This is a genomic window from Pseudomonas sp. C27(2019) (genome assembly GCF_008807395.1).
Taxonomy (GTDB): Bacteria; Pseudomonadota; Gammaproteobacteria; order Pseudomonadales; family Pseudomonadaceae; genus Denitrificimonas.
Map to the genome: position 1 here is coordinate 886,543 of NZ_CP043320.1, position 26,109 is coordinate 912,651.

The following is a 26,109-nucleotide window of genomic DNA, read 5'->3' on the forward strand; positions in this document are numbered from 1 at the left end:
CTAGTGGAGTGCCGAATGGGTTGTGGCGCCTGCTGCATAGCGCCTTCTATTCATACGCCGATGCCGAACATGCCGCAAGGTAAAAAGGCAGGCGAGCGTTGTTTAAATTTAAGTAATGATAATCTATGTATGTTGTTTGGCTTGCCAGAGCGCCCAGCATTTTGTGCAGAGTTTCAAGCGGAGGTCAGTGTCTGTGGTAGTTCCCAGGAAGAAGCTATTCAGTTGATAGGCTGGCTGGAAGGGGCGACCGCGTAGGCATAATAGAAAGGTTTGGTTGTTATAAAAAAAGGCTGCACATTTCTGGGCAGCCTTTTTTGTCGCTAAACTAGATAAGTATTAACGCTTGTCTAGTGGAGCGTAGTCGCGTTTGTCGTAACCGGTATACAGTTGACGTGGGCGGCTGATTTTGTAAGGGCTGGCGAGCATCTCGGTCCAGTGTGAAATCCAGCCAACAGTACGTGACATAGCGAAAATCACGGTGAACATACTGGTTGGGATGCCGATTGCTTTCAGGATGATGCCTGAGTAGAAGTCAACGTTTGGATAGAGGTTACGCTCTTTGAAGTACGGATCATTCAAGGCGTACTCTTCAAGCTTCATGGCCAGATCCAGCTTAGGATCATTAACACCCAGCTCTGCAAGTACTTCGTCGCAGGTCTGCTTCATCACTTGCGCGCGTGGGTCAAAGTTTTTGTAAACGCGGTGACCGAAGCCCATCAGTTTGAATGGGTCATCTTTGTCTTTTGCTTTCGCAATAAACTTCTCGATGTTAGATGCGTCGCCGATTTCGTCAAGCATCGTTAGAACTGCTTCGTTAGCGCCACCGTGCGCAGGGCCCCATAGTGCTGCAATACCGGAAGCAATACATGCAAATGGGTTTGCGCCCGTTGAGCCAGCGAGGCGTACGGTTGAGGTTGAAGCGTTTTGCTCATGGTCAGCATGTAGAATAAAAATACGATCCATTGCTTGAATAAGAGCAGGGCTGAATCGTTTGGTTTCTGCAGGCGTGTTAAACATCATGTGTAAGAAGTTCTCTGAGTAGCAGAGATCATTGCGTGGGTACATGATGGGCTGGCCGATTGAGTACTTATATGCCATGGCTGCAATAGTTGGCATTTTTGCAATCAGGCGGTGTGCAGATATTTCACGATGCGTTGGGTTGTTGTTGTCCAATGAGTCGTGATAGAAAGCTGATAAAGCGCCAACAATACCGCACATTATGGCCATTGGGTGAGCGTCACGACGGAAGCCATTTAAAAATGATTTCAGCTGCTCATTTACCATGGTGTGTTTGCTGATAGTGTTAACAAATTCTTGCTTCTGTTCGGCAGTGGGTAATTCGCCGTGCAGTAATAAGTAACATGTCTCTAAGTAGTCAGACTTGGCTGCAAGTTGCTCAATTGGGTAGCCGCGGTGTAGCAAAATACCTTTATCACCATCAATATAAGTGATTTTAGATTCGCATGCCGCTGTTGACATGAATCCTGGGTCGTAAGTAAATAAGTCGCTAGCAATTAGATTACGAACGTCAACAACATCAGGTCCAATAGTACCGCTAAATACAGGCAGCTCTACGGGGGCTGAGCCCTCGATGATTAACTGCGCTTTTTTGTCAGCCATTGTGGCCTCCTAGTTATGCTTGGAATCATCACGGCCCCTCACGCAGGGCCCGCAATATAATAGTGAGATAACTGCCAATGTCAATTTGTACTACAGTAGTAGTGCAAGTCTATGGGGAAGACGATTATCTCGTTTAAAAGTTTCAAGTACAGATATTTACGCTAAATGTCAAAGCAGGACAATGCGCATTTAGGCGAATGTATTAGCGTTGTCATTATGCTCTTTTTTGCACTATACTCGGTAGCTGACCGGCAGAGGCTTTTGCCATTAAACTGGCGGTCGTCACTCCGATGGTGACGGGTGCTTCTTGTAAGTGCCTTCCCGACAACTCGCCCTGCAGTTAAGGGCTCTCTAAGTGTGAATACGCCGTGAATAGCCAACGACCTGTAAACCTAGATCTTAGGACTATAAAACTCCCAATCACCGCAATCTCTTCCATATTGCACAGAATTACAGGTGTCATCCTGTTTTTAGGTATCGCTGTGCTGCTATATGGGCTTGATAAGTCGCTTGCCTCAGAGCAAGGATTTGCCGAAGTTAAAGAGTGTTTGACCAGCCCGCTGGCCAAGCTTGTTGTGTGGGGTCTTCTCTCTGGACTGATATACCACTTAGCAGCTGGTATACGCCACTTAATCATGGACTTGGGCATTGGTGAGTCGCTGGAAGGCGGCAAACTGGGTGCTAAAATAGTCTTTATTGTTTCAGCCGTACTGATTTTACTCATGGGGGTCTGGATATGGTAACTAACGTAACAAACTTCTCCCGTTCAGGCCTCTTTGACTGGATGGCTCAGCGAGTATCAGCTGTTGTATTGGCTGCATACTCATTGTTTTTACTGGGTTATGTCTTAGCTAATCCAGGTATGAGTCATGCTGAATGGCAAGGGCTGTTTGCGCAAAACTGGATGCGCATTTTCAGCATGCTGAGTCTTGTTGCCCTGAGTGCGCATGCCTGGATTGGATTGTGGGCAGTCACTACTGATTACCTGACACCCATGACTTTAGGCAAGTGGGCAACAGGTGTACGATTTTTAGTCCAAGCGCTGTGCGGCATTATGATGTTCGTGCTGTTCGTCTGGGGCGTACAGATTTTGTGGGGAATTTGATTCATGGCCAATATTCGTAGCATTTATTATGATGCCATTATTGTTGGTGGTGGCGGTGCAGGTATGCGCGCGTCACTGCAATTAGCACAAGGTGGTCATAAAACAGCCGTAGTAACTAAAGTGTTCCCTACGCGCTCGCACACAGTATCTGCACAAGGTGGTATTACCTGTGCAATTGCATCAGATGATCCGAATGATGATTGGCGCTGGCATATGTACGATACCGTCAAAGGTTCCGATTATATCGGCGACCAAGATGCTATCGAATATATGTGTTCAGTGGGCCCAGAAGCCGTTTATGAGCTTGAGCACATGGGTCTACCATTCTCGCGTACTGAAAAAGGCCGCATCTATCAGCGTCCGTTCGGCGGGCAATCAAAAGACTTTGGTAGAGGTGGTCAGGCTGCGCGTACCTGTGCTGCAGCTGACCGTACCGGTCACGCATTGTTGCATACCCTATACCAAGCAAACTTAAAGCACGGTACGACCTTTCTAAACGAATGGTATGCGGTTGACTTAGTTAAGAACCAAGATGGCGCTGTTGTCGGTATTGTAGCTATTTGCATTGAGACCGGTGAGATTGTTCATATCCGCTCTAAAGCTGTTGTGCTAGCAACAGGTGGTGCCGGCCGTATTTTCGCATCGACGACTAACGCTTTGATCAACACCGGTGACGGTGTCGGTATGGCGCTGCGTGCTGGCGTGCCTATGCAAGATATGGAAATGTGGCAGTTCCACCCAACCGGTATCGCTGGTGCAGGTACTTTGGTCACTGAAGGCTGCCGTGGTGAAGGTGGCTACTTGATCAATAAGCATGGCGAACGTTTCATGGAGCGCTATGCACCAAACGCTAAAGACCTTGCTGGACGTGACGTTGTTGCACGCTCTATGGTTAAAGAAATTTTAGCGGGTAACGGCTGTGGTCCAAATGGCGACCACGTACTGCTCAAGCTCGATCACCTTGGTGAAGAAGTGTTGCACAGCCGTTTGCCTGGTATTTGTGAGCTGTCAATTACCTTTGCTCATGTTGATCCAGTTGTTGCGCCAATTCCGGTTGTACCAACGTGTCACTACATGATGGGCGGTATTGCCACTAACATTCATGGTCAAGCAATTGCCCAAGATGCAAATGGCGAAGATCGCATCATTGATGGTTTGTTTGCAGTTGGTGAGGTCACCTCAGTCTCTGTACATGGAGCAAATCGTCTCGGTGGTAACTCACTGCTTGACTTGGTTGTATTTGGTCGGGCTGCGGGTATTTTCCTTGAGCAAAACTTACGTGAAGGTGTTGATGCACGTAACGCAAGTGAGAGCGATATCGAAAGTTCTATGGCGCGCTTGTCTGCATTGAATGAGCGCACTAAGGGTGAGGATGTGGCACCGCTGCGTAAAGAGCTGCAGAACTGCATGCAGAATAACTTTGGTGTATTCCGTACTGGTGAATACATGAAAAAAGGTATTGCAGAGCTCGAGCAAATGCGTGAACGCATTGCCAACGTGAAAATCACTGATAAAAGTAATGCTTTCAATACCGCACGTATTGAAGCACTTGAGTTGCAAAACTTGTTTGAAGTGGCTGAAGCAACTGCGATTGCAGCTGAGGCTCGTACTGAGTCCCGTGGTGCGCATGCGCGTGAAGACTACGAAAGCCGTGATGACGAAAACTGGTTATGCCACAGCATGTATTTCCCAGGTGAAAAACGTGTTGGTAAGCGTGCAGTTAACTTCTCGCTTTCTTCAGCAGTTGAAAAAGATGCTGAACACTTTAAACCCCAAGAACGTAAATATTAAGGGTTATCACGATGACGTTGCCTAAAATATTGCAAGTAAGCGTTTACCGCTACAATCCAGATGTAAATCCTGCGCCCTTTATGCAGACCTTCAATGTAGAAATTGATGGCAAAGACATGATGGTGTTGGACGTGCTGGCTCTGATTAAAGAGCAGGATGAAAGTCTGTCTTATCGTCGCTCATGCCGTGAAGGTGTGTGTGGCTCAGATGGCATGAACATCGCGGGCAAAAATGGCTTAGCTTGCATCACGCCACTGTCAAGTGTGGTCAAAGATGGCAGATTGGTAGTGCGTCCATTACCAGGTTTGCCAATTATTCGTGACCTCGCGGTCGATATGAGCATCTTCTATAAGCAGTACGAGAAAGTGCAGCCATATTTGCAAAACGATACCCCAACATCAGGTATGGAGCGTTTGCAGTCACCAGAAGATCGTGCAAAGTTGGATGGACTGTATGAGTGCATTTTATGTGCATGTTGTTCAACCGGTTGCCCATCATTTTGGTGGAATCCTGACAAGTTCTTAGGGCCGGCAGCGTTGCTGCAAGCCTATCGGTTCTTGGCAGACTCGCGTGATACCCAGACCGAAGAACGCTTATCGCGTCTTGATGATCCGTTCAGCGTGTTCCGGTGCCACAACATTATGAACTGTGTCAACGTGTGCCCGAAAGGCCTAAACCCAACACGGGCAATTGGCCACATTCGCAGCATGTTGCTACAAAGCGGTACTTGATTTACTGCAGAGCTTGCGGTAAATGATTGAGCCGCTCACATGAGTACCTTCATGTGAGCGGCTTTAAACGAAAAATTGCTTACAAAGCTTTTTTTAAACACAATTGACGACCAGCAGGGGCATCCGGGCTGGTGCCCGGACTATTTGCGGGAATCGTAGTGGCTTTATTCAAGTCGCTGTATGTGACTTAAGGCCGTTAAGTTTCCACGCCGATAGCGTCCCCCTTATCAAGGGTGACCTAGCATGCAAGAAAGCGTAATGCAGCGCATGTGGAGCAGCGCCCACCTATCCGGTGGAAATGCTGCCTATGTGGAAGAGCTATATGAACTCTACCTGCACGATCCGAATTCTGTCTCGGAAGAGTGGCGTACTTATTTCCAAAAGCTGCCAACTGATGGCGGTTTAAGTACCGATGTCTCGCACTCTACGGTTCGTGATCAATTTGTCTTATTGGCAAAAAATCAAAGACGAGCTCAGCCAGTGTCTGCTGGCAGCATCAGCACTGAGCATGAGAAAAAACAAGTTGAAGTGCTTCGTCTAATTCAAGCCTACCGTATGCGTGGCCATCAAGCGTCGCAGCTTGATCCGCTCGGTTTATGGGTGCGCCCAATGCAGGCTGACTTGACCGTACATCATTACGGCTTGACTGACTCTGATCTTGATAGTGTGTTCCGCACTGGCGATTTAAATATCGGCAAAGAAGAAGCCACGCTACGTGAAATTCAGCAATCTCTACAAGACACTTATTGCCGCACGATTGGCGCTGAGTTTACTCATATTGTTGATTCTGAGCAGCGCCGCTGGTTCCAGCAGCGCCTAGAAAGCGTGCGTAGCCGCCCAAGTTTTTCTCCTGAAGTGCGCACGCATCTTTTAGAGCGATTAACTGCCGGTGAAGGCCTAGAAAGGTATTTGGGTACCAAATATCCAGGCACCAAGCGCTTTGGTCTTGAAGGCGGTGAGAGCCTTATCCCTTTAATGGATGAGATTATTCAGCGTTCAGGCGCCTATGGCGCCAAAGAAATTGTTGTTGGTATGGCACACCGTGGACGGCTTAACGTTCTGGTTAATACCTATGGCAAAAATCCGCGTGATTTATTTGATGAATTTGATGGTAAGCGTGTTGAGGGTTTGACCTCAGGTGACGTGAAATACCACCAAGGTTTCTCATCCAATGTGATGACCCCAGGCGGTGAAGTTCATTTGGCGTTAGGTTTTAACCCATCGCACCTTGAAATTGTATCTCCGGTTATTGAAGGCTCTGTACGTGCCCGCCAAGATCGACGTAACGATCCAGAGGGTGACAAGGTTATTCCGATTACTATCCACGGTGACTCTGCTTTTGCAGGCCAAGGCGTAGTAATGGAAACCTTCCAAATGTCACAAACCCGTGGTTATAAAACCGGCGGCACCATTCGTATTGTGATCAACAACCAGGTTGGCTTTACCACTAGCAAAGCTGAAGATACGCGCTCAACTGAGTACGCAACTGATGTTGCAAAAATGATTCAAGCGCCTATTTTACACGTCAATGGTGATGATCCGGAAGCTGTGTTATTTGTGACTCAGCTAGCGGTTGACTACCGGATGGAATTTAAGCGTGACGTGGTAATTGATTTGGTTTGCTACCGTCGTCGCGGCCATAACGAAGCGGACGAGCCAAGTGGTACTCAGCCATTAATGTATCAAATTGTTAGCAAGCAGCGCACAACGCGTGAACTCTATGCTGACGTTTTGATTAAAGATGGTGTACAGACTGCTGAGCAAGTACAAGCGCTAAGCGATGATTACCGCACTGCACTGGATAACGGCTTGCACGTTGTGCAAAGCTTGGTTAAAGAGCCCAATAAAGAGTTGTTTGTTGATTGGCGCCCATACTTGGGTCATAAGTGGACACCTCATTTTGATACGCGTTTTGATCTGAAGACCTTGCAAGAACTTGCGTTAAAAATGCAAGAGACACCGGATGGTTTTGTGGTTCAGCGTCAGGTTGCTAATATTCTTAAAGACCGTCAGAAAATGGCTGCCGGAGCTCTATCCATCAACTGGGGTTTTGCCGAAACAGTGGCATACGCGACCTTGTTGTTTGAAGGCTATCCGATCCGTTTTACCGGTCAAGATGTTGGTCGCGGTACGTTCTCGCACCGTCATGCAGCTTTGCACAATCAAAAAGATGGTGAAACCTACATAGCGTTGAAAAACCTGTACAAAGATCAGCCGCGTTTTGATTTGTATGACTCCTTCCTGTCTGAAGAAGCTGTACTTGCATTCGAGTACGGCTATGCCAGCACCAAGCCCAGCGCGCTGGTGATTTGGGAAGCGCAGTTTGGTGACTTCGCCAACGGTGCACAGGTGGTGATTGATCAGTTTATTACCAGTGGCGAGACTAAATGGGGTCGCTTGTGCGGTCTAACGATGTTGCTGCCGCATGGTTATGAAGGTCAAGGGCCAGAGCACTCGTCAGCTCGCTTAGAGCGTTACTTGCAGTTGTGTGCTGAACACAATATCCAAGTTTGTGTGCCGACTACGCCTGCTCAGGTTTATCACATGCTGCGTCGTCAAGCGATTCGTTCGCTGCGCAAACCATTGATCGCTTTAACACCGAAATCTTTGCTACGCCACAAGTTGGCTGTTTCCACATTGGAAGACTTAGCTGAAGGTACATTCCAGAATGTGATTGGTGAAGTTGATGCGTTGGATGCAGATAAAGTTGATCGCATGATCATGTGTAGCGGTAAGGTCTATTATGATTTGCTCGAAAAGCGTCGTAACGAAGGCCTAGAGAACACTGCCATTGTGCGTATTGAGCAGCTGTATCCTTTCCCTGAGGATGACTTATCTCAGGAGCTTGCTAAGTATAAGAACCTTGAGCGCATCGTTTGGTGCCAAGAAGAACCCATGAATCAAGGTGCTTGGTACCCAAGTCAGCATCATATGCGTCGTGTAGCGATTGCTTACAAGTCAGCATTGGAGTTGCAGTATGCAGGTCGTGTTGCTTCAGCATCACCTGCTTGTGGGTATCCATCAATGCACGCAGAACAGCAAGAGCAGTTACTGCAGGATGCGTTTGTAGTCTAAATCAGCGAGAAAGCCGCATTAGATTCAGTGCGGCTTTTACGTAACAACCGAATTTATAGGAACATATTTATTATGGCTATTGAAATTAAAGCCCCAGCATTCCCCGAGTCGGTCGCTGATGGCACCGTTGCAACCTGGCACAAACAAGTGGGTGAAGCGGTTAAGCGTGATGAGCTGATCGTTGATATTGAAACTGACAAAGTCGTTATGGAAGTTTTAGCAGAAGCCGATGGTGTCCTGACTGAAATCGTTGCCAATGAAGGTGACACAGTATTGAGTGCGCAGTTATTAGGTCGTTTGGATACTGATGCGGTTGCTGCAGCACCTGCACCCGCTGCACCTGCTGAGGCAGCCAGCGCTGCTGCTCCTGCAGCCACAGACGATGTGCTTTTATCACCTGCTGCACGCAAAATTGCCGAAGAAAATGCACTGGATCCCGCTACTATTCAAGGTACTGGCAAAGATGGCCGTGTGACTAAAGAAGATGCTTTAGCCGCAGTGGCTAACAAGCCAGCCGCAGCCGCACCTAAAGCAGCAGCGCCAAGCGCAGAAGCTCCATTGTTTGCTGCCGGTGATCGCGTTGAAAAGCGCGTACCAATGACGCGCTTACGTACCAAAGTAGCCGAGCGTTTGGTTGAAGCCCAGACGTCAATGGCGATGTTGACCACGTTTAACGAAGTCAACATGAAGCCGATTATGGAGCTGCGCAGCAAGTACAAAGACTTGTTTGAAAAGACCCATAACGGTGTGCGTTTAGGCTTTATGTCATTCTTTGTTAAAGCTGCAGTTGAAGCGCTAAAACGCCAGCCTGGTGTGAACGCCTCTATTGATGGCAAAGACATTGTTTACCACGGCTACCAAGATATCGGTGTTGCAGTATCCAGCGACCGTGGTCTGGTTGTTCCAGTATTACGCAACGCAGAGTTTATGAGCCTTGCTGAAATTGAAGGCGGCATTGCTAACTACGGCCGTAAGGCTAAAGACGGCAAACTAACTCTAGAAGAAATGACAGGTGGTACTTTCACTATTTCTAACGGTGGCGTGTTCGGTTCTTTGCTGTCAACACCAATCGTTAACCCACCACAAACTGCTATTTTGGGTATGCATAAAATCCAAGAGCGTCCAATGGCTGTTGACGGTGAAGTGGTGATTTTACCGATGATGTATTTGGCATTATCTTACGACCACCGTTTAATTGATGGTAAAGAAGCAGTGACTTTCCTTGTCACCATGAAAGACCTGCTAGAAGACCCAGCACGCTTATTGCTGGATATCTGATTGTTCTGCAGCCGCTTACTAACCTTAAGCGGCTGCAGTGTGGCCATACGCCACTTAACGAGGAAGCCTCATGAGTCAGAAATTTGATGTAATTATTATCGGAGCAGGTCCTGGCGGATATGTTGCTGCGATTAAAGCAGCACAGCTTGGCTTGAAAACTGCCTGTATTGAAAAATATAAAGGCAAAGATGACAAGTTAGCGTTGGGTGGAACCTGTTTAAACGTGGGTTGCATGCCATCTAAGTCACTACTCGACAGTTCGTGGAAGTTCCATGAAGCGCAAGAAGGTCTGGCTGTGCATGGTATTGACGTCAAAGACGTTGCCATTGATGTGCCTGCGATGGTTGGTCGTAAAGACACTATCGTGAAAAACCTAATTGGTGGTATCGCAGGCCTATTTAAAGCCAATGGCGTGACCACGATTGAAGGCCACGGTAAGTTACTGGCCAACAAGCACGTTGAAGTCACTGCTGCTGATGGCAGTGTAAAAGTCTATGAAGCCGAAAACGTAATTATTGCCTCAGGCTCACAGCCGATTGACATACCGCCTGCACCTGTTGATCAGGATGTGATTGTTGATTCAACAGGCGCCTTAGACTTCCAAGCTGTACCGAAAAGACTTGGCGTGATTGGCGCGGGTGTGATTGGTCTTGAGCTGGGCTCTGTGTGGGCACGTTTAGGTGCAGAAGTTACAGTGATTGAAGCGCAAGATAAATTCTTATCGACTGTTGATGAGCAAGTCGCTAAAGAAGCATTGAAGATCTTTGCTAAGCAAAAGTTAGACATCCGTTTAGGTGCGCGCTTAACAGGCTCCGAAGTGAATAACGGTGAAGTCACGGTTAACTTTACTGACGCCAAAGGCGAGCAACAAATGACCTTTGACAAGCTGATTGTTGCTGTTGGTCGTCGCCCTGTTACAGAGAACGTGCTGTCAACTGACAGTGGCGTAACCTTGGATGAGCGTGGCTTTATCTATGTTGATGAAACCTGCGCGACCAGTGTGCCGGGTGTGTATGCCGTTGGTGATGTGGTGCGTGGTCCAATGCTGGCACATAAAGCTTCAGAGGAAGGCGTTATGGTTGCCGAGCGTATTGCAGGCCATAAGGCTCAGGTTAACTATGACCTGATCCCAAGCGTTATTTACACTCACCCAGAAATTGCAGGCGTTGGTAAAACTGAGCAGCAGTTGAAAGGTGATGGTGTTGCAATCAATGTTGGTGTGTTCCCATTTGCTGCCAGTGGGCGTGCAATGGCAGCAAATGACACTGGCGGCTTTGTCAAAGTTATTGCTGATGCAACAACTGATCGCGTGTTAGGTGTACACGTGATTGGCCCGAGTGCTGCAGAATTGGTACAGCAGGGTGCGATCGCAATGGAGTTCGGCTCCAGTGCTGAAGATTTAGGCTTGATGGTGTTCTCGCACCCAACCCTGTCTGAAGCGCTCCATGAAGCGGCGCTCGCCGTCAATGGGCAAGCGATACATATAGCAAATCGTAAAAAACGCTGATCGACTTACCGCCCCTTTTTAGGGGCGGTATTCGTTCTACACCAAGCAGGGGGGCTGACATCGCGTTGGTGCTTGGTGGACTGCTATAATTGATCAGCTAAATTGCAGACTAACTTTTACAGCCTGCGCATTACGCATCATCCGAACTCAATGGTAGGACAGTATGAATCTTCATGAATATCAAGCTAAGCAGCTGTTTGCTGAGTATGGCTTGCCGGTTTCTTTAGGTTTTGCGGTAGAAACACCCGAAGCTGCAGCACAAGCGTGTCATGATATCGGTGGTGAACGCTGGGTGGTTAAAGCACAAGTCCATGCCGGCGGGCGAGGTAAGGCCGGTGGTGTGAAATTGGTTACCAGTGCTGAAGATGCACAAGATTTTGCTGCGCAGTGGTTGGGTAAACGTTTAGTAACCTACCAAACTGATGCCAGCGGGCAGCCAGTTAGCCGTATTCTTGTTGAAGCCTGTACTGATTTTTCCAACGAGTTGTATCTCGGTGCTGTGGTGGATCGTGCCACCCGTCGTGTCGTATTTATGGCATCAACAGAAGGCGGTGTGGACATTGAAAAAGTCGCCAATGAGACGCCCGAAAAAATCTTACAAGTTGTAATTGATCCTGCTATTGGCGCACAGCCTTATCAAGGCCGTTATCTGGCGTATGAGCTGGGTTTGCACAATGAACAGGTCAAACAGTTTACAAAGATTTTCCTCGATTTAGCCAAGCTTTTTGTTGCGCATGATTTATCGCTACTTGAAGTGAATCCTCTAGTGATTAGAAATGACGGCAAGCTGCATTGCCTAGATGCGAAAATCACTATTGATAGCAATGCCCTGTATCGCCAACCTAAGCTACGGGCTATGCAAGACCCAGGGCAAGATGACCCGCGTGAAGCGCATGCTGCGCAGTTTGAGCTCAATTATGTTGCGCTTGATGGCGATATTGGTTGCATGGTGAATGGCGCTGGTTTAGCCATGGGGACTATGGATATTGTCAATCATCATGGCGGCAAACCCGCTAACTTTTTAGATGTTGGTGGCGGTGCCACTAAAGAGCGTGTATCTGAAGCGTTTAAAATTATTCTCTCCGATGACAATGTTAAAGCGGTATTGATCAATATTTTTGGTGGCATTGTCCGTTGTGACATGATTGCTGAAGGTGTGATTGGTGCCGTTAAAGAAGTCGGGGTAAAAGTACCTGTGGTTGTGCGTTTAGAAGGCAATAATGCGGCACTGGGCAGCAAGGTTTTGGCAGAGAGCGGGCTGAATATCATTGCCGCTGACAGTTTAAGTGAGGCGGCAATGCTGGTTGTTAAAGCAGCCCAAGGAGAGCAGGCATGAGTATTTTAATCAATAAAGATACCAAGGTGATATGCCAGGGCTTTACCGGTGCGCAGGGTACGTTTCACTCTGAGCAAGCCATTGCTTATGGCACACAGATGGTTGGCGGCGTAACACCAGGCAAAGGTGGTAGCACGCACCTAGGTTTGCCTGTCTTTAATACTGTTTTAGAAGCAGTGCAGGCAACGGGTGCAGATGCCTCAGTTATTTATGTACCAGCACCTTTTTGCAAAGATTCAATTTTAGAAGCGGCTTTTGCTGGCATTAAGCTGATTGTTTGTATCACAGAAGGCATACCAACCTTGGATATGTTGGATGTGAAAATTAAGTGTGACGAGTTAGGCGTGCGTTTAATTGGACCAAATTGCCCAGGTGTGATTACCCCAGGTGAGTGTAAAATCGGTATTCAGCCCGGCTTTATCCATATGCCGGGTAAAGTTGGAATTGTCTCGCGTTCAGGTACGCTGACCTATGAAGCCGTTAAACAAACCACCGATGCAGGTTTTGGTCAGTCTACTTGTGTTGGGATTGGCGGTGATCCAATCCCAGGTACAAGTTTTATTGATATCTTGCAAATGTTCCAAGCAGACCCGCAAACTGAAGCCATCGTCATGATCGGTGAGATTGGTGGCAGTGCAGAAGAGGAAGCCGCTTCTTTTATTAAAGCTAATGTGACCAAACCCGTGGTGTCATATATTGCCGGCGTCACAGCACCACCGGGCAAGCGTATGGGGCATGCTGGTGCGATCATTTCTGGCGGCAAAGGCACTGCAGAAGAGAAGTTTGCAGCCTTACAAGATGCTGGGGTTAAAACCGTGCGTTCACTGGCTGATATTGGTACAGCATTAGCTGAAGTAACAGGCTGGAAACATAAATAACAAGCCCTGCGCCTAAAAGCCACCGCAAAAGAACCTTCAGAGTTTGTTGTCAAACCATTGATGTTGCTTTTTTACGGTGGTTTTTTATGTAGAACGAAAGCAAACGCATTGTCTGATTTCTGATTAAAGTATGAAGATGGCTGATTGAGTGGTGCGCACTGTGCTTATAAGTTTTTATTAAAAAAGGACAGGCTTATGTATAAAAAAGTAGTTATGTCATTGCTTTTATTGGTTTGTTATCCAGCGTACAGCGCGGACACTACCCATAAAGTGGAGGATGTGGACGCCTTGACTGTTGAGGATACTCGTCAGTTCGTGGAAATGCCTGTGCAAGCGCGCGAGTATATGCGCTTGGATATGCTGGACCATTTATTGGTCTTGAGCCAAGTAATGGGCCATCTCGCAGCCAATGAGTTTGATGCAGCAGCAGATCTTGCTGAAGCTCGAATGGGGCGCAGTGCTATGGGGCAGCATAGAGGCGATCCCAATGGTCCCGGTCGATTTATGCCGTTAGAAATGCGTAATATCGGTTGGGGTATGCATGCTGCAGCAACAGAGTTTGCTAATGTTGCTAGGCGAGGTGATGCAAAGGATACCTATACTGCGCTACAGCACTTAACCAACTCATGTATTGGTTGTCATTACAGCTACCGTACTCGATAAGTGGAAAGTCAGACAGTGAAAGAATCTTTTTTACCATCGAGGCCGGTTGATGAAAATAAAGGCCGCTGTTTTAGCAAAATTTAATTAATTTGCCAGGGCATCCATTTCCTTTGCCTGTAACGTGCTGTTCTGTCGTAAAAAAGGCGCTTTCCTGCATGGGTTAGCGCCTTTTTTAATGGTGAAGGTCATCAGTTAGTATGCCCAAACAATGACCAGTAATACCACCCAAGCCAAGAAGGAGGCGGCCACAATGGTGTGAGTGGCTGACATACTCGCCACATCATTTCCTGAGTCGTGTATTAAAGCCTTACAGCCCCGATATACCAGGGCAATCGATAAGGCTAGCGCTGCCGCCACAATCAGCACATTCAGCAGTAGCATGGGTGTCAGCAAGGCTAAAGAAGATAGCCATAAAGGCAAAGGTGCGATAGCGGCTACAAGATAAGCGTCATGATAACTGACCTTTATATTGTTTCCTTCGAGTACCGAATGAATCAGCCAGCCCATCACAAAGAAGGTTAGCAGCTCAGCCAGGAATAGAATTGTGGTTATAAAGTGCCAATCCTTATCCCCAAAGCCAGGTAGAAAACTGTCGCCATAATGTGTTCCGGCATAATATATAAGCACCGGCGGCACAAATGACAAAGGAACCACCAATAGCCAAGCGAGCAGGGGAATGGAGAGCTTTTTTTGCTGTAATTGGAACCAGCCTTTTGTAGAGAAAGGCAGCCCAAAGAATAGTGAGATATTCATGCTTGTCTCCTTATGTATCACGGCGTGATATATGTCATTTTATAGTCTATTCTATGACTGCTGACAAGCAGAATTTTAAAAAAGTGAAAAGGTAGTAAAATGACCAAGCTAAGCAAGCAGGATTTCCAAAATCTGTCAGATTTTCGTTTTCGATTAAGAGCTTTTCAGCGCCAAAGCGAAGATATTTGCAAAAGCCATGGCTTAACCTCGTTGCAATATTTACTCCTACTGCACCTGAAAGGTTTTGCTGATAGAGAATGGGCAACGGTTAGCGAATTATCGACAAAACTTCATTCTAAGCACCACGCAACGGTTATGTTGATTGATCGTTGCAGTGAGCTGGGGTTGGTTGAGCGGCGTGGCTCTACAGCGGATAAACGCTGCATAGAAATACACTTACTGGCCAAAGGTGAGGCGCTAGTTGCAGCCATTGCAGAGCAGCACCGGCCTGAGCTCAATCATTTGCAGCACGATTTCCCTATGGCTAAATAAATACTTTTAATAGGTCTAAATACGGGTATATATTCAAATAAATTAAGGGGCGTTAAATAACTATCCACGTTGTCAGGGTTGGGCAACATTACTCAGCGCTTCCTTAATAATATGAATAGTTTAGTTTTTTTGTAGTGCTAAGTTAAATTTTATGTGATAAATAAAATATTGGCTTAAATTACGATGTGTATGTTAAGTATAATAACAAAGCAACTAATAAACAGCTGTGTTTTAAAATGGTTATATCACTTTCCCGCTATACTATGGGGCCAACTAAAAGCGATGCTTTAATCCCTACGCATAACATTTTTTCAAATTATATGGGGTTGGTGTTGAAATGCCTGAAATAAATGAATTGGCTATATTTCATACTTTATGGTTATATTAAGTATAGAAGTGTGATAGCGGGTTTATGGTATGTAGTGCGTTGGCTGAATATGACATTTGTCAATTAATTGCAATCATTGCGAGCTGTTATCGCCTCAATCTGTGAGTTTTACAAAGGGGAAAATAAGATGAATATTCGTAAGAAAGTCAAGTCAATAACGAGCACTGCTGCTGTGAGTTCTCTTGCTTTATTGCTGAGCATCCCAGTTGTCCAAGCAAGTTCAGATGGCGAGACGCTCTATATGCAGCATTGCTCAGTATGTCACCAACCAGACGGGCAAGGCATACCTAGTTTGTTCCCTCCCTTGGCCGCTAACCTTCAGATGAGTTCTGATGATCCAGAAACAATCCAAGAATACTTGCGGCTGGTTATCTTCGGTTATCACGGTGGGCTGATCGTTAACAATCAGGTCTACTCTGGCAAGATGCCACCTATTGGCGAGGTTGGACGGTTGAATGACAGTGAGCTGCTGGAGTTGATCAATTATCAGCGTTCATCTTGGGGTAATAACGGCAGAGCCGTCACATTTACTGAGCTTGCCACGGCGCGAGAAGCTGGCCGCTTAAAGCCTGGCTCCAAGTAATAGCTGCAGTACCACTGTTTTGCCGCGTGGTACGGGGACGGCCGTGCAGTCTGGCATCGGATACGATCCCCATGAAGATATCAAACGTTGCCGACTTGGCAGGTGTGAGATTCGATGAGGAGAGAAATGATGGAGCTTGATTTAGCTGCTCGCCGCGAGGCGATGGTCGACTACCAGATACGTAACAGAGGTATTGATTCGCCTCGTGTGCTTGATGCGATGGGCCGAGTTGCACGCGAGGCATTTGTGCCGAATGATCTGCGCGAGATGGCCTACAACGACTCACCGCTACCGATTGCTGCCGGGCAAACAATTTCGCAGCCCTTTATTGTTGCCATGATGGTTGATGCGCTTGACCTAAAAGGCGGTGAGCGGGTGTTGGACGTGGGCACTGGCTCGGGCTATGCCGCTGCAGTGCTGGCCTGTATTGCGCAGAAAGTGTATTCGATAGAACGCATCAATGAACTGGCGGAGCAGGCACAAAAGGCGCTGTTGGCTGAGGGCTTTAGCAATGTTGAAGTCAAGGTTGGTGACGGAACACTGGGCTGGCCAGAGGCGGCGCCTTTCGATGCGATCAACGTTGCTGCAGGTGCGCCGGTTGTTCCGGAGGCATTAAGGCAGCAGTTGGCCATTGGCGGACGCCTAGTGTTGCCAGTGGGGCCAGAGCATGCAGGTCAGCAATTGCTGCGCGTGACGCGCATCAGTGAGGATGAGTTTGAGACTGAAAGTCTTGCTGCCGTGCGTTTCGTGCCATTGATCGGTGCGGCCGGTTGGAAGGAAACCAATCCACCGGGTCGTGACAACTCAGCGTATCAGGCTTTATCCGCTGAAGATAAGGCTCTTGTCGATAAAATGAAACAGGTTGTTGAGCCGTTTGCTTCGGTTGATGAGCTGCCGCTGCAAGCGCTACTTGAGCGCATTGGTGACAGTCGCGTGGTGCTGATGGGTGAGTCCTCGCATGGCACCTCCGAGTTTTACCGAGCACGGCAGCGCATCACCCGTGCTTTGATCGAAGAGAAGGGCTTTGATTTTATGGTGATTGAGGGTGACTGGCCGAATGTTGCCCGTATTAACAACTATGTGCAGCATGCAGAATGTCCACAGACGGAGTGGACTGCTTTCGCGCGTTTCCCGACGTGGATGTGGCGCAATCAAGAGGTGCTTGGTTTTATCGATTGGCTACGCCAGTACAATGCTCACCAGCAACCAAGTGAGCGTGTTGCCATGCATGGGCTCGATCTTTACAGCCCTTATCAATCCATTGACGCTATTCTTGCTTACCTCGATGATGTCGACCCCGAGATGGCAGCCTTTGCGCGTGAGCGCTATGACTGCTTAGCACCATTCAAGCCAGAAGCGGCAAACTATGGGCGCTGGGCGGCACGCCGTGGCTTTGCCCATTGTGGCGCGGCAGTGCAGGATGTGCTGGATGCCTTGCAAGCACGTCAGCAGACATACGCAGAGCATGGCAGTGAACGCTTTCTCGATGCAGTGCAGAATGCGCGCTTAGTGGTCAGTGCCGAGGCTTACTACCGCTTGATGTATGACGACGCTTACAATACTTGGAATCTGCGTGATACCTATATGTTTGAGACCCTTGAGGCGCTGCTCGAGCATTATGGCGAAGGCAGTCGCGGCGTGGTTTGGGCGCATAACTCGCACATTGGTGATGCCCGGGCAACCGATAGATTGCAGTACGGTGAGCTTAATATCGGCCAGCTGTGTCGTGAGCGCTTCGCTGATGATGCCTACTTGATCGGCCTAGGAACCAACAGCGGCACGGTTGCGGCGGCCTCGGATTGGGGCGAGCCGATGGAGATTAAGACTCTCAAGCAAGTGCTACCTGAGAGTTACGAGCATCTGTGTCACGCCACTGGTTATACTGGATTTCTGTTGCCATTAGCGCGGGGTGGGGATCCGGATGTGCGTGCTGGCTTGATGAAATCACGTCTTGGGCGGGCGATCGGGGTGATTTACCGACCAGAGACTGAGCGTGCCAGTCACTACTATGAGGCGACTTTGCCGCGTCAGTTTGATGAGTACATCTGGATTGATCACAGTTGTGCCGTGACGACGCTGAACAGCGATGAGCTTGAAGGCATGCCCGATACCTATCCCTTTGGCCTGTAGTATTGCACAGCGTATTGAACCAAGACGCTGATAACGCAGAGTTTGAGTAATAATAGGCCGTTGGCTAGCGTTTTTAATATCGACTTACGAGCACACTCTAAGGCAGCGCTTTAGGAAGGAAAAAATTATGGCCACAAAATTAAGTGCAATGCGTGGCGATATTACAACTCTAGAGGTTGATGCCATCGTTAACGCTGCTAATCCATCACTGCTTGGTGGTGGCGGTGTCGATGGCGCCATTCATCGCGCGGCAGGCTCGGAGCTGCTAGATGAATGTCGCACGCTGCAAGGCTGTAAGACCGGAGAGGCTAAGATCACCAAGGGTTATCGTCTGCCAGCCAAGCATGTGATCCACACAGTGGGCCCTGTGTGGCAGGGGGGAAGCATAAGGAAGCTGAGTTGTTAGCTTCGTGCTATCGCAAGAGTTTGGAGTTAGCAGTTAACGCTAGTTTACGCTCAATCGCTTTCCCTTGTATCAGCACTGGAATTTATGGCTTTCCAGCTGAGCGAGCAGCGAGGATTGCCGTGCATACCGTCCGAGCGTTTGTTGACTTAGTCCCTGCGCTTGAGAATGTAGTATTTTGTTGTTTCTCTGCTGAAGATCTACAGCTGTATCAACGAGCGCTGAAAGGATAATTCATCCGAAAAATAGCAGTGCTGAGCATGTTGGCCTCAGACCTAAACTTGAGCATCGGTTTCTCTCAGAAACTGCAATTTAACTCATCTTCCTATCTCAGTCTTGACTGAATACGAGCCTTGAGATTAAGCCTTAGCACACTATTGTGCTGCTAGGCATTGAGTAATCTAAGAAAGTGCTGAGTCATTACCTGCGTTGTCAGGGCGGTGTAAAAATACGGCTCGCAATCTTTAAATTGAACGTGCTTTAGCACGGCCCCGAAGAGGGTGAGCGGAGCGAATAAAATGCTCATTTACTACTTGTAAACTGCGCTTTTTCGCCGATCTGACTCGCTAGCACTCGCTCTTCGGGCCAGCCTTCGGCCGTTACCCCCGTTGGTCGTTGCGCCTAGTCCTGACTGCCTCGCCAACATTATTCAGCGCTTCCCTAAATCTTCACACAAGTAAAAATGGCATTTCCAGAGTTTTTATCCCAAGGAATGATTCTCTCGTAGTCATGCTCAAAAATATGGACTGCAAAGTAAGGCTGCAAGATGTCTAGCAGCTCAGCAAAACTAAAAGCAACCATTGGGTGTTGGTCATGCCAGATTTGCGTGCCGGTGGCGTCAGTTTTTTCAATGCTGACTTTGAGCGACTGCATTTCTCCAGCGCCAGAGTAATTCCAGCCTGAGCTGAAGGTGAAGTGGTGATCATCTTGCTTCACTGTATGCCTGACACATAAGCTGCTGTCGATTTTGTTCTTATCGACGACGTTTAAACAGAAAACACCATCAGCTTTTAATGCGCGATGTACGCTGGCTATGCACTCTTTTAGTTTATCTACGCCATCACAGTAGTGGATGGAGTAGAGAAAACAGGTGATCAGGTCTAAGGGTTCAGCTATGCTGAAGTCGCTCATGTTTTGTAAGGAAAACTGAGCTTCAGGACAGCGGGCTTTTGCTAAATCGAGCATGGGTTGGTGAATATCGAGACCGCTACTTTGATAGCCAAAATCAAGAAAGTGGCGTACGTGTGGGCCCGTTCCGCAGGCGAGATCAAGATGCGTCTTACCGTTATTACCAAAGATTTGATGCAGTCTGCGAATACTGCTGCTTTGCGCGCGGTAGTCGATATCGGCACACATTAAATCGTAATAACCAGAAAGGTCGGTATACAGTGCATTGACGGACATATGAGCCTAACGTTTAGCTGAGGTATTTTGCTGGCGCATAGTAAGCTAATCAATCAGCTTTGCGAAGCAGATAAGCGCCTTACTCACAGTGAGTTAGGCAATACACTGTTTACCTCGGTCGCTAGCGAGGCGCAGTGCTCATTTGAGCCGGCTTGTTCCAACATAATAAAGGTTCGTGCAGCCTTATTTTGGTTAACCTGTCCAGAGTTGATAACCTATGCCGATGTTTGCGGCACGACAATGCCTAAGCAACGCAACCTGAGCAAATCTTTAAAACACTCGCTATACAGCTCTTGGGATAACTATGTTTAAGCAACTGCGTCACTGGTTAGAAAATCGTCGTGTTGAAAAAATGAGCTTTACCGAGGCGCAATGGGAAGCTGCGATTGCTGACTGGCCGGTGATGCAGCGCTATCAGGGTGCTGAGCGCGATAAGCTGCGAGTGATGACATTTCGTTTTCTAGCCCGTAAACATTTCACCTCTGGTGGTGGTTTTCAATTTACTGATGCGATGGCCTTAAAAATAGCAACCATGGCCTGCGTGCCTGTGCTGCATCTGGGTTTAAATTGGTATAGACGCTGGCGCACGATCATTATTTACGAGGGAGGTTTTGTTCCGAATCGCCCGCACCGCAGCAATGATGGGGTGATCCATTCTAAAGGCCCGGCCTTGAGTGGTGAGGCATGGTTTCGTGGGCCTTTGATTTTGTCATGGCAAGCAGTCAGCGAATCTGGGGCGCATGCGTATGACGGTAAAGCCAGCAATGTAGTGATTCATGAAGTCGCACATAAGCTTGATATGCTGCGTGATGGTGCCAATGGCGCACCGCCCATGCATCCTGATATGCGCTCCGGTGAGTGGCATACTATCTTTACTGCAGCTTGGGATCGGTTACAGAAAGACTTTCAGCGCAACCGCCCGCTGCCGCTTAATGAGTATGGGCTGACCAGTCCGGCAGAGTTTTTTGCGGTGTGCAGTGAGACGTTTTTTGAGGCACCAGACGCCATGCAAGAGCATATGCCTGAGGTCTATCGACTGCTCTGCCAATTCTATCGTCAGCAGCCTGCAGCTCTAGCGACTTCTGCGATGTAAAGATCTCAATGCATTTATTTTGTGCTGCTTTGTTAGCGGTGAATTTTTTGGCAGCGCTTAATGAGTTTTGTTTCGATCTTGTTGAGAAATATAACCAGCTCTGTTTATCGCCCTTAGCTGGTCAAAAGCGGCTGTCCAGCCGTGTTAGAGAATGCAGAACATGTCTTAAGTCCTTTGTACATTCGGGTCAGTGCTTTAGACTTGCGCGCTTAATTTAAAATTTAAGCTAAAGGACCCCCATGAATACCACAACAGCGACAGCATTGCATTTTGGTCGGCGTGAAGTGTTTGCCCTAGGCTTTATGACGTTTGCATTGTTTTTGGGCGCTGGCAATATTATTTTCCCTGCGGAATCTGGACTGCAGGCCGGCGCTTCTGTTTGGCGTGCTGCACTTGGCTTTTTGATTACCGGTGTAGGCTTGCCATTGCTGACGGTTGTGGCTTTGGCCCGAGTTGGCGGTGGTTTATCGGCGTTGACGCAGCCATTAGGAAAGATTGCAGGAACGGCGCTAGCGGTTGCCGTATATTTGGCCATAGGCCCGTTTTTTGCCACGCCACGCACGGCAGTGGTGTCCTATGAGATTGGTGTTGTACCGTTTTTTGGCAGCAGCAGTACCGGCTTGTTGCTTTATTCGACAGTCTACTTTGCTTTAGTGCTTTATCTTGCGATTACACCCAATAAAATAATTGAACGCATTGGTACAGTCATTACCCCAGTTTTGTTACTGGCGCTGGCTATTCTCGGTGGTGCTGCGTTTTTTCAGCCGGCTGGTGCTCTGGGTAATGTACTGGGCATGTACCAAGAGGAGGCTTTTTTGCAAGGCTTTCTGCATGGTTATCTGACTATGGACGCGCTGGGTGCTTTGGCCTTCGGTGTGGTGATAGCAACTGCGCTGCGCAGTAAAGGCGTGCAGTCTGAGCGTTTGGTCACCCGTTACTCGATCTATGCCGGCCTCATCGCTGCTGTCGGGCTGTCTGCTGTCTACTTGTCATTGTTTTATTTGGGCGCAACCAGTCAGGATATTGCCAGTGAGGCGCAAAATGGCGGTCAAGTCTTGGCCATCTATGTGCAGCATATGTTTGGGCCGCTGGGTAATCTGCTATTGGCTTTAGTGATTACCTTGGCGTGTTTAACCACTGCAGTGGGCTTGTTGGTGGCTTGCGGTGAGTTTTTTAGCGAACGTCTTAACATTGCTTATAAATACATAGTGATCTTTTTCGTGCTGTTCAGTTGGGCGGTGTCAAATCAGGGTTTAGATCAGCTCATTCAGGTGTCAATTCCTGTGCTGACAGGGCTGTATCCATTAGCCATTGTGTTAGTGGTGTTAAGTTTGCTTGATCGCTGTTGGAACTCGACCGCACTGGTATTTCGTGGCACGATGTTGGTCACTTTAGTGTTCGGGGTGATGGATGGTTTGGCGGCTGCGGGTCTTTCCGCTTGGGTGCCAGATCTATTTAACCAACTGCCTTTGGCGCAGCAGAAAATGGGCTGGCTGCTGCCTGCTATTGTGGTTATGTTGGGCCTGACTGTGCTCGATCGCTACCGCCCATCAAACCAAGCTTAGCCGTGCTAGACCTAGTAGCCAGTAAACGGCAGACATCTGTTTGGCCTGCAAGTACAGGCCAAACAGATCAGTCAGCTGATTGATGGCAGGTTTTTAAATGCAGTTAACGCCCGTTGCCGACTGCTTGATAAATCAACAATGGGCTTGGGGTAATCCTCAGTACCAAACAAACCACTGAGCAGTTTCGGTTGATGAATCTCTTTCGCGCTGAGGTGTTTGAGCTCTGGCAGCCAACGGCGAATAAAATCACCCTTTGGATCAAAGCGCTGCGATTGGCTGACGGGATTAAAAATACGAAAGTAGGGCACAGCGTCAGTTCCTGTTGAGGCGCTCCACTGCCAGCCGCCATTATTTGCCGCTAAACTTCCATCAATCAGATGCTGCATAAAAAAGCGTTCGCCTTCACGCCAGTCGATCAGTAAGTTCTTAGTTAAAAACATCGCGACGATCATGCGCAAACGGTTGTGCATCCAGCCGGTGGCTAACAGTTGGCGCATGGCTGCATCAATAATAGGAAAACCGGTGCGGCCCTGTTGCCATGCCAGTAAGTCTTTCGGTGAGTCACGCCAAGCTAAGGCTTCGGTTTCTGCTTTAAATGCACGGTTGCGTGACACCTTGGGGTAGCCAACCAGAATATGCGTATAAAACTCGCGCCAAAGTAATTCATTAATCCAAGTGACCACCCCTTGCTTGCCTGAATCAAATTCTCCCTGATTGGCAGCTAGTGCTGCATGCAGGCATTGGCGTATAGAGATGACACCTGCAACTAAGTAAGCCGACAGCTGGCTGGTGCCAGCTTGCGCGGGGAAGTCACGTTGCTCTAAATAATCAGTCATGGCCTCATCAGCAAAGGTGTTTAGACGCTGTTGCGCTACATCTTCACTGGCGGGCCATAGCGCTTGCAGCTCAGCAGTTACAGCGCTAAAGCCGCTTATGCTGGATGGGACTGGGTCACTTTCAATGGCAAGTGGTGCTTGTGCTCTAGGGGTGCTAATACGCTCTGGCACATGTTCGTATAGATGTTTATAGCAGGTTTTTTTAAACTGACCGAACACTTTAAAGTAGCTGCCGCTTTGCGTCAGAATGCTGCCGGGCTTAAATAACAGCTGATCAAAATGGCTGTTAAATAAAATACCTTGGTTCACTAGCAGCGTACCCACTGCTGCATCACGCTGGCTTTCATGAATACCGTACTCAGTATTGGCATGCACGGCGCCAACATTAAATTCTTGGCACAGTTGCGCAATGATCTCAGGAGCCTGCTGCCAGTGATCGGCGGTGCGGATCAAGAGTGGCACATTGAGTGTGGCGAGGCTTTTTTTTAGTTCAGACAGATTGCGCAGTAAGAAATCAACTTTACAGGGCGCATCATTGTGTGCGAGCCATTGCCCTGGGCTGATGAGAAATATTGCAATGCTTGGGCCGGCTTGCAAAGCTGCGTGTAAGGCTGTGTTGTCCTGTATTCGCAGGTCGTTACGAAACCAGATGAGTTGCTGCATGCAGGCGTCCTTAATTATCAATTATATGGCGTTACGCAAGCTGAGGTTTTCAGGGTGCGGCTGCAAATAAACTTGCTCAGCAATGTAGCGATCTGGATGGCGTTTAAAGTGATGCTTAATTAGCGTCAGCGGCACAATCAAGGGCACGACGCCAGTACGATATTGGCTGATTAATAGCTGCAGTTCGCGTTTTTCATCGGCATCCAGTGAGCGCTTAATGTAGCCGCTGATGTGTTGCAGCACATTGGTATGCGAGCCGCGATTGGCTATTTTTTTCAGGGCCGACATAAACAGACTGAAGTACTGTGTGGCGATAATGCCAAGACGCACTTGATGGTTGCTCGCCAGTAAACGTCCGAGCGCTGAGCAGTCGGCGGGGCTATTTGCCATCAGTTGATATTTATAGCGGGCATGGAATTCATAGAGCTTTCTTCGTGATAAGCCACTGTTTAAAAGTTGTTGCCACTGGGCATAGGCAAACACCCGAGTAATAAAGTTTTCACGCAGTACAGGGTCATTTAAACGGCCATCCTCCTCAATAGGTAGGTTTGGCTGCGCGCGCATTAAAGCAGCAGCAAATAACCCGCTGCCGCCCCGCTCAGTGGTGTGTCCGTTATCTTGATAAACTTTAACCCGCTCCATGCCGCATGAAGGTGAGTTTTGCATCAGAATGTAGCCGCACAAATCATTCAACTGCGCAGCGGTACGCTGACCAAACTCAGTTAACGCATCAGTTACATCCAGAGTAGGATTGACGGTGCCAATAGCGCGCGGGTTGTTGGTATCGCCGACTAGACGAATCGGTTCGCGTGGTGTACCAAGACCGATAGCTTGCTCAGGACAGACAGAAACATATTCAAAGTATTGGCTCAGTATATTTTTACACAATTGTGATTGCTTGTGCCCGCCGTTAAAACGCACAGGGGCGCCCAATAGGCATGCGCTGATACCAACTTTAATTAGGGTGTTTGTAGTGCTCATAGTCGTACTTTATAGGCAGTTGAATATGCCTACTAGAGTATAGGGATAGTTGTGCAAGTCAACCATCTTGTATAAGTTTTGTCCGGTTTTGTATAACTATTGGTGAGTTAACAGCCTGTCTTATTCAACAGTGTTTAAGCGAGACTGTGGTGTACTAGGGCTATATAACACTGTCGATAGATGGGTGCGGGTTGCTAAAAGTGTACAAGCCCACGCTGACCTCAATATCAGTACGTGGGCTGGTTTGATACTGCGTTAGCAGTTTTTATTCTGTTTCAGTGGCCTCGTTCAGCTTAGCTTTCGCCGCGTCGATGCTGTCTTGGCTACCTTGTTTAATGTCTTCGATAGTTTCTACGCTGGCATCAGCTGCGTCATCAAGCTCTGCTTTGGCTTTTGCTGCAGCTTCTTCGCTTTCATGGATGATTTCGTCAAGCTGTTCTTGTGCTTCTTCTGCATGTTCTTCACGAGTTTCAGCGACTTCGTCAATTTTCTCTACGACTTCTTCAGCAGCTTGTTCACTGACCTCTTCTAACTGTTCAGATTTATGCTCAATTGCGTCTTTAGCTGCATCTAATTTGCCCTGTGGCTCACTATCGCAAGCGGTTAAACCAAGTGTGGTTGCAAGCAGAAGGGCAGTAAGTAAAGGCTTGTGCATAGTCGTTCTCCATTATATTTTTTGCGTTGGTGTTTAAGGAAACGCTGAATAAAACCAATCAAACCAGCCAATCCATGCGGATTTAAAATTCAGCTCTTAAATTTCAACTTCAGGGCCATAAATAACCTTTTTATCAGCAGTTTTACCCGTTTTTGCTGCTTTTACCGGCAGCTTACCGG

22 protein-coding genes and 1 pseudogene are annotated in these 26,109 nt (G+C 48.0%); 17 read left to right on the forward strand and 6 right to left on the reverse strand.

Translation table 11 applies throughout. The features are described 5' to 3' along the window. Nucleotides 1–3 precede the first annotated feature (3 nt). Nucleotides 4–255, forward strand: a complete 252-nt coding sequence (locus tag FXF61_RS04135) for a YkgJ family cysteine cluster protein (protein ID WP_151186003.1) — start codon at nucleotides 4–6, stop codon at nucleotides 253–255. 81 nt (nucleotides 256–336) lie between these two features. On the opposite strand, the gene gltA is transcribed toward FXF61_RS04135, so the two are convergent. After that, nucleotides 337–1,620 carry a citrate synthase gene (gene gltA / locus FXF61_RS04140; protein WP_151184068.1) on the reverse strand — a complete coding sequence of 428 codons (1,284 nt, stop codon included), beginning with the start codon at nucleotides 1,618–1,620 and terminating at the stop codon, nucleotides 337–339. A 368-nt stretch (nucleotides 1,621–1,988) separates the two neighbouring features. On the opposite strand from gltA, the gene sdhC reads away from it, so the two are divergent. The 10 genes from sdhC (at nucleotide 1,989) to FXF61_RS04190 (ending at nucleotide 13,984) form a co-directional block, all read left to right on the forward strand. Further along, nucleotides 1,989–2,363 (forward strand): succinate dehydrogenase, cytochrome b556 subunit, encoded by a 375-nt coding sequence (gene sdhC / locus FXF61_RS04145; RefSeq protein WP_151184069.1) that lies wholly within the window; start codon nucleotides 1,989–1,991, stop codon nucleotides 2,361–2,363. Beyond that, entirely contained in the window at nucleotides 2,357–2,725 is a 369-nt protein-coding gene (sdhD, locus tag FXF61_RS04150; protein ID WP_151184070.1) for a succinate dehydrogenase, hydrophobic membrane anchor protein, read from the forward strand. Before sdhC ends, sdhD begins: the two co-directional genes overlap by 7 nt. Before the next feature lie 3 nt (nucleotides 2,726–2,728). After that, nucleotides 2,729–4,516: a succinate dehydrogenase flavoprotein subunit gene (gene sdhA / locus FXF61_RS04155; protein ID WP_151184071.1), complete on the forward strand. Its 1,788-nt coding sequence runs from the start codon at nucleotides 2,729–2,731 to the stop codon at nucleotides 4,514–4,516. Nucleotides 4,517–4,542: 26 nt separating this feature from the next. Beyond that, nucleotides 4,543–5,247, forward strand: a complete 705-nt coding sequence (locus tag FXF61_RS04160; RefSeq protein WP_151186004.1) for a succinate dehydrogenase iron-sulfur subunit — start codon at nucleotides 4,543–4,545, stop codon at nucleotides 5,245–5,247. Between the two features lie 243 nt (nucleotides 5,248–5,490). Then, complete coding sequence (locus FXF61_RS04165; RefSeq protein ID WP_151184072.1) at nucleotides 5,491–8,322, forward strand: 2-oxoglutarate dehydrogenase E1 component; 2,832 nt, start codon at nucleotides 5,491–5,493, stop codon at nucleotides 8,320–8,322. Between the two features lie 72 nt (nucleotides 8,323–8,394). Next, on the forward strand, nucleotides 8,395–9,600 hold the full coding sequence (odhB, locus tag FXF61_RS04170; protein WP_151184073.1) for a 2-oxoglutarate dehydrogenase complex dihydrolipoyllysine-residue succinyltransferase: 1,206 nt from the start codon (nucleotides 8,395–8,397) through the stop codon (nucleotides 9,598–9,600). Between the two features lie 70 nt (nucleotides 9,601–9,670). Then, nucleotides 9,671–11,107, forward strand: coding sequence for a dihydrolipoyl dehydrogenase (gene lpdA, locus FXF61_RS04175; protein WP_151184074.1), 1,437 nt, complete (start codon nucleotides 9,671–9,673; stop codon nucleotides 11,105–11,107). Between the two features lie 163 nt (nucleotides 11,108–11,270). Beyond that, complete coding sequence (gene sucC / locus FXF61_RS04180) at nucleotides 11,271–12,443, forward strand: ADP-forming succinate--CoA ligase subunit beta (RefSeq protein WP_151184075.1); 1,173 nt, start codon at nucleotides 11,271–11,273, stop codon at nucleotides 12,441–12,443. After that, nucleotides 12,440–13,321 carry a succinate--CoA ligase subunit alpha gene (gene sucD, locus FXF61_RS04185; protein ID WP_151184076.1) on the forward strand — a complete coding sequence of 294 codons (882 nt, stop codon included), beginning with the start codon at nucleotides 12,440–12,442 and terminating at the stop codon, nucleotides 13,319–13,321. Before sucC ends, sucD begins: the two co-directional genes overlap by 4 nt. Before the next feature lie 195 nt (nucleotides 13,322–13,516). Further along, the gene (locus FXF61_RS04190; protein ID WP_151184077.1) at nucleotides 13,517–13,984 is read left to right on the forward strand and encodes a cytochrome c; all 468 of its coding nucleotides are present in this window, start codon (nucleotides 13,517–13,519) and stop codon (nucleotides 13,982–13,984) included. Between the two features lie 192 nt (nucleotides 13,985–14,176). Here FXF61_RS04190 and FXF61_RS04195 read toward each other — a convergent pair whose 3' ends face one another. Further along, the gene (locus FXF61_RS04195) at nucleotides 14,177–14,737 is read right to left on the reverse strand and encodes a YIP1 family protein (protein WP_151184078.1); all 561 of its coding nucleotides are present in this window, start codon (nucleotides 14,735–14,737) and stop codon (nucleotides 14,177–14,179) included. Between the two features lie 99 nt (nucleotides 14,738–14,836). Between FXF61_RS04195 and FXF61_RS04200 the strand changes: the two genes are divergently transcribed. From FXF61_RS04200 to FXF61_RS04215, 4 genes and pseudogenes are all read left to right on the forward strand, one after another. Then, nucleotides 14,837–15,229 carry a MarR family winged helix-turn-helix transcriptional regulator gene (locus FXF61_RS04200; RefSeq protein WP_151184079.1) on the forward strand — a complete coding sequence of 131 codons (393 nt, stop codon included), beginning with the start codon at nucleotides 14,837–14,839 and terminating at the stop codon, nucleotides 15,227–15,229. 515 nt (nucleotides 15,230–15,744) lie between these two features. Then, entirely contained in the window at nucleotides 15,745–16,200 is a 456-nt protein-coding gene (locus FXF61_RS04205) for a cytochrome c (RefSeq protein WP_151184080.1), read from the forward strand. Nucleotides 16,201–16,326: 126 nt separating this feature from the next. Continuing rightward, entirely contained in the window at nucleotides 16,327–18,330 is a 2,004-nt protein-coding gene (locus FXF61_RS04210) for a protein-L-isoaspartate(D-aspartate) O-methyltransferase (protein ID WP_218571840.1), read from the forward strand. Nucleotides 18,331–18,457: 127 nt separating this feature from the next. Beyond that, nucleotides 18,458–18,966, forward strand: a pseudogene (locus tag FXF61_RS04215) (O-acetyl-ADP-ribose deacetylase). Between the two features lie 427 nt (nucleotides 18,967–19,393). On the opposite strand, the gene FXF61_RS04220 reads toward FXF61_RS04215, so the two are convergent. Continuing rightward, the gene (locus FXF61_RS04220) at nucleotides 19,394–20,137 is read right to left on the reverse strand and encodes a class I SAM-dependent methyltransferase (RefSeq protein ID WP_151184082.1); all 744 of its coding nucleotides are present in this window, start codon (nucleotides 20,135–20,137) and stop codon (nucleotides 19,394–19,396) included. Nucleotides 20,138–20,441: 304 nt separating this feature from the next. On the opposite strand from FXF61_RS04220, the gene FXF61_RS04225 reads away from it, so the two are divergent. Both FXF61_RS04225 and brnQ read left to right on the forward strand, forming a co-directional pair. Next, the gene (locus FXF61_RS04225) at nucleotides 20,442–21,230 is read left to right on the forward strand and encodes a zinc-dependent peptidase (RefSeq protein WP_151184083.1); all 789 of its coding nucleotides are present in this window, start codon (nucleotides 20,442–20,444) and stop codon (nucleotides 21,228–21,230) included. 239 nt (nucleotides 21,231–21,469) lie between these two features. After that, nucleotides 21,470–22,795, forward strand: a complete 1,326-nt coding sequence (gene brnQ / locus FXF61_RS04230; protein WP_151184084.1) for a branched-chain amino acid transport system II carrier protein — start codon at nucleotides 21,470–21,472, stop codon at nucleotides 22,793–22,795. 71 nt (nucleotides 22,796–22,866) lie between these two features. Here brnQ and phrB read toward each other — a convergent pair whose 3' ends face one another. From phrB to FXF61_RS04245, 3 genes are all read right to left on the reverse strand, one after another. Next, nucleotides 22,867–24,294 (reverse strand): deoxyribodipyrimidine photo-lyase, encoded by a 1,428-nt coding sequence (phrB, locus tag FXF61_RS04235; RefSeq protein ID WP_151184085.1) that lies wholly within the window; start codon nucleotides 24,292–24,294, stop codon nucleotides 22,867–22,869. Between the two features lie 21 nt (nucleotides 24,295–24,315). Continuing rightward, nucleotides 24,316–25,275 (reverse strand): DUF523 and DUF1722 domain-containing protein, encoded by a 960-nt coding sequence (locus FXF61_RS04240; protein ID WP_151184086.1) that lies wholly within the window; start codon nucleotides 25,273–25,275, stop codon nucleotides 24,316–24,318. Nucleotides 25,276–25,540: 265 nt separating this feature from the next. Continuing rightward, nucleotides 25,541–25,930: a hypothetical protein gene (locus FXF61_RS04245; RefSeq protein ID WP_178087262.1), complete on the reverse strand. Its 390-nt coding sequence runs from the start codon at nucleotides 25,928–25,930 to the stop codon at nucleotides 25,541–25,543. Nucleotides 25,931–26,109 lie beyond the last annotated feature (179 nt).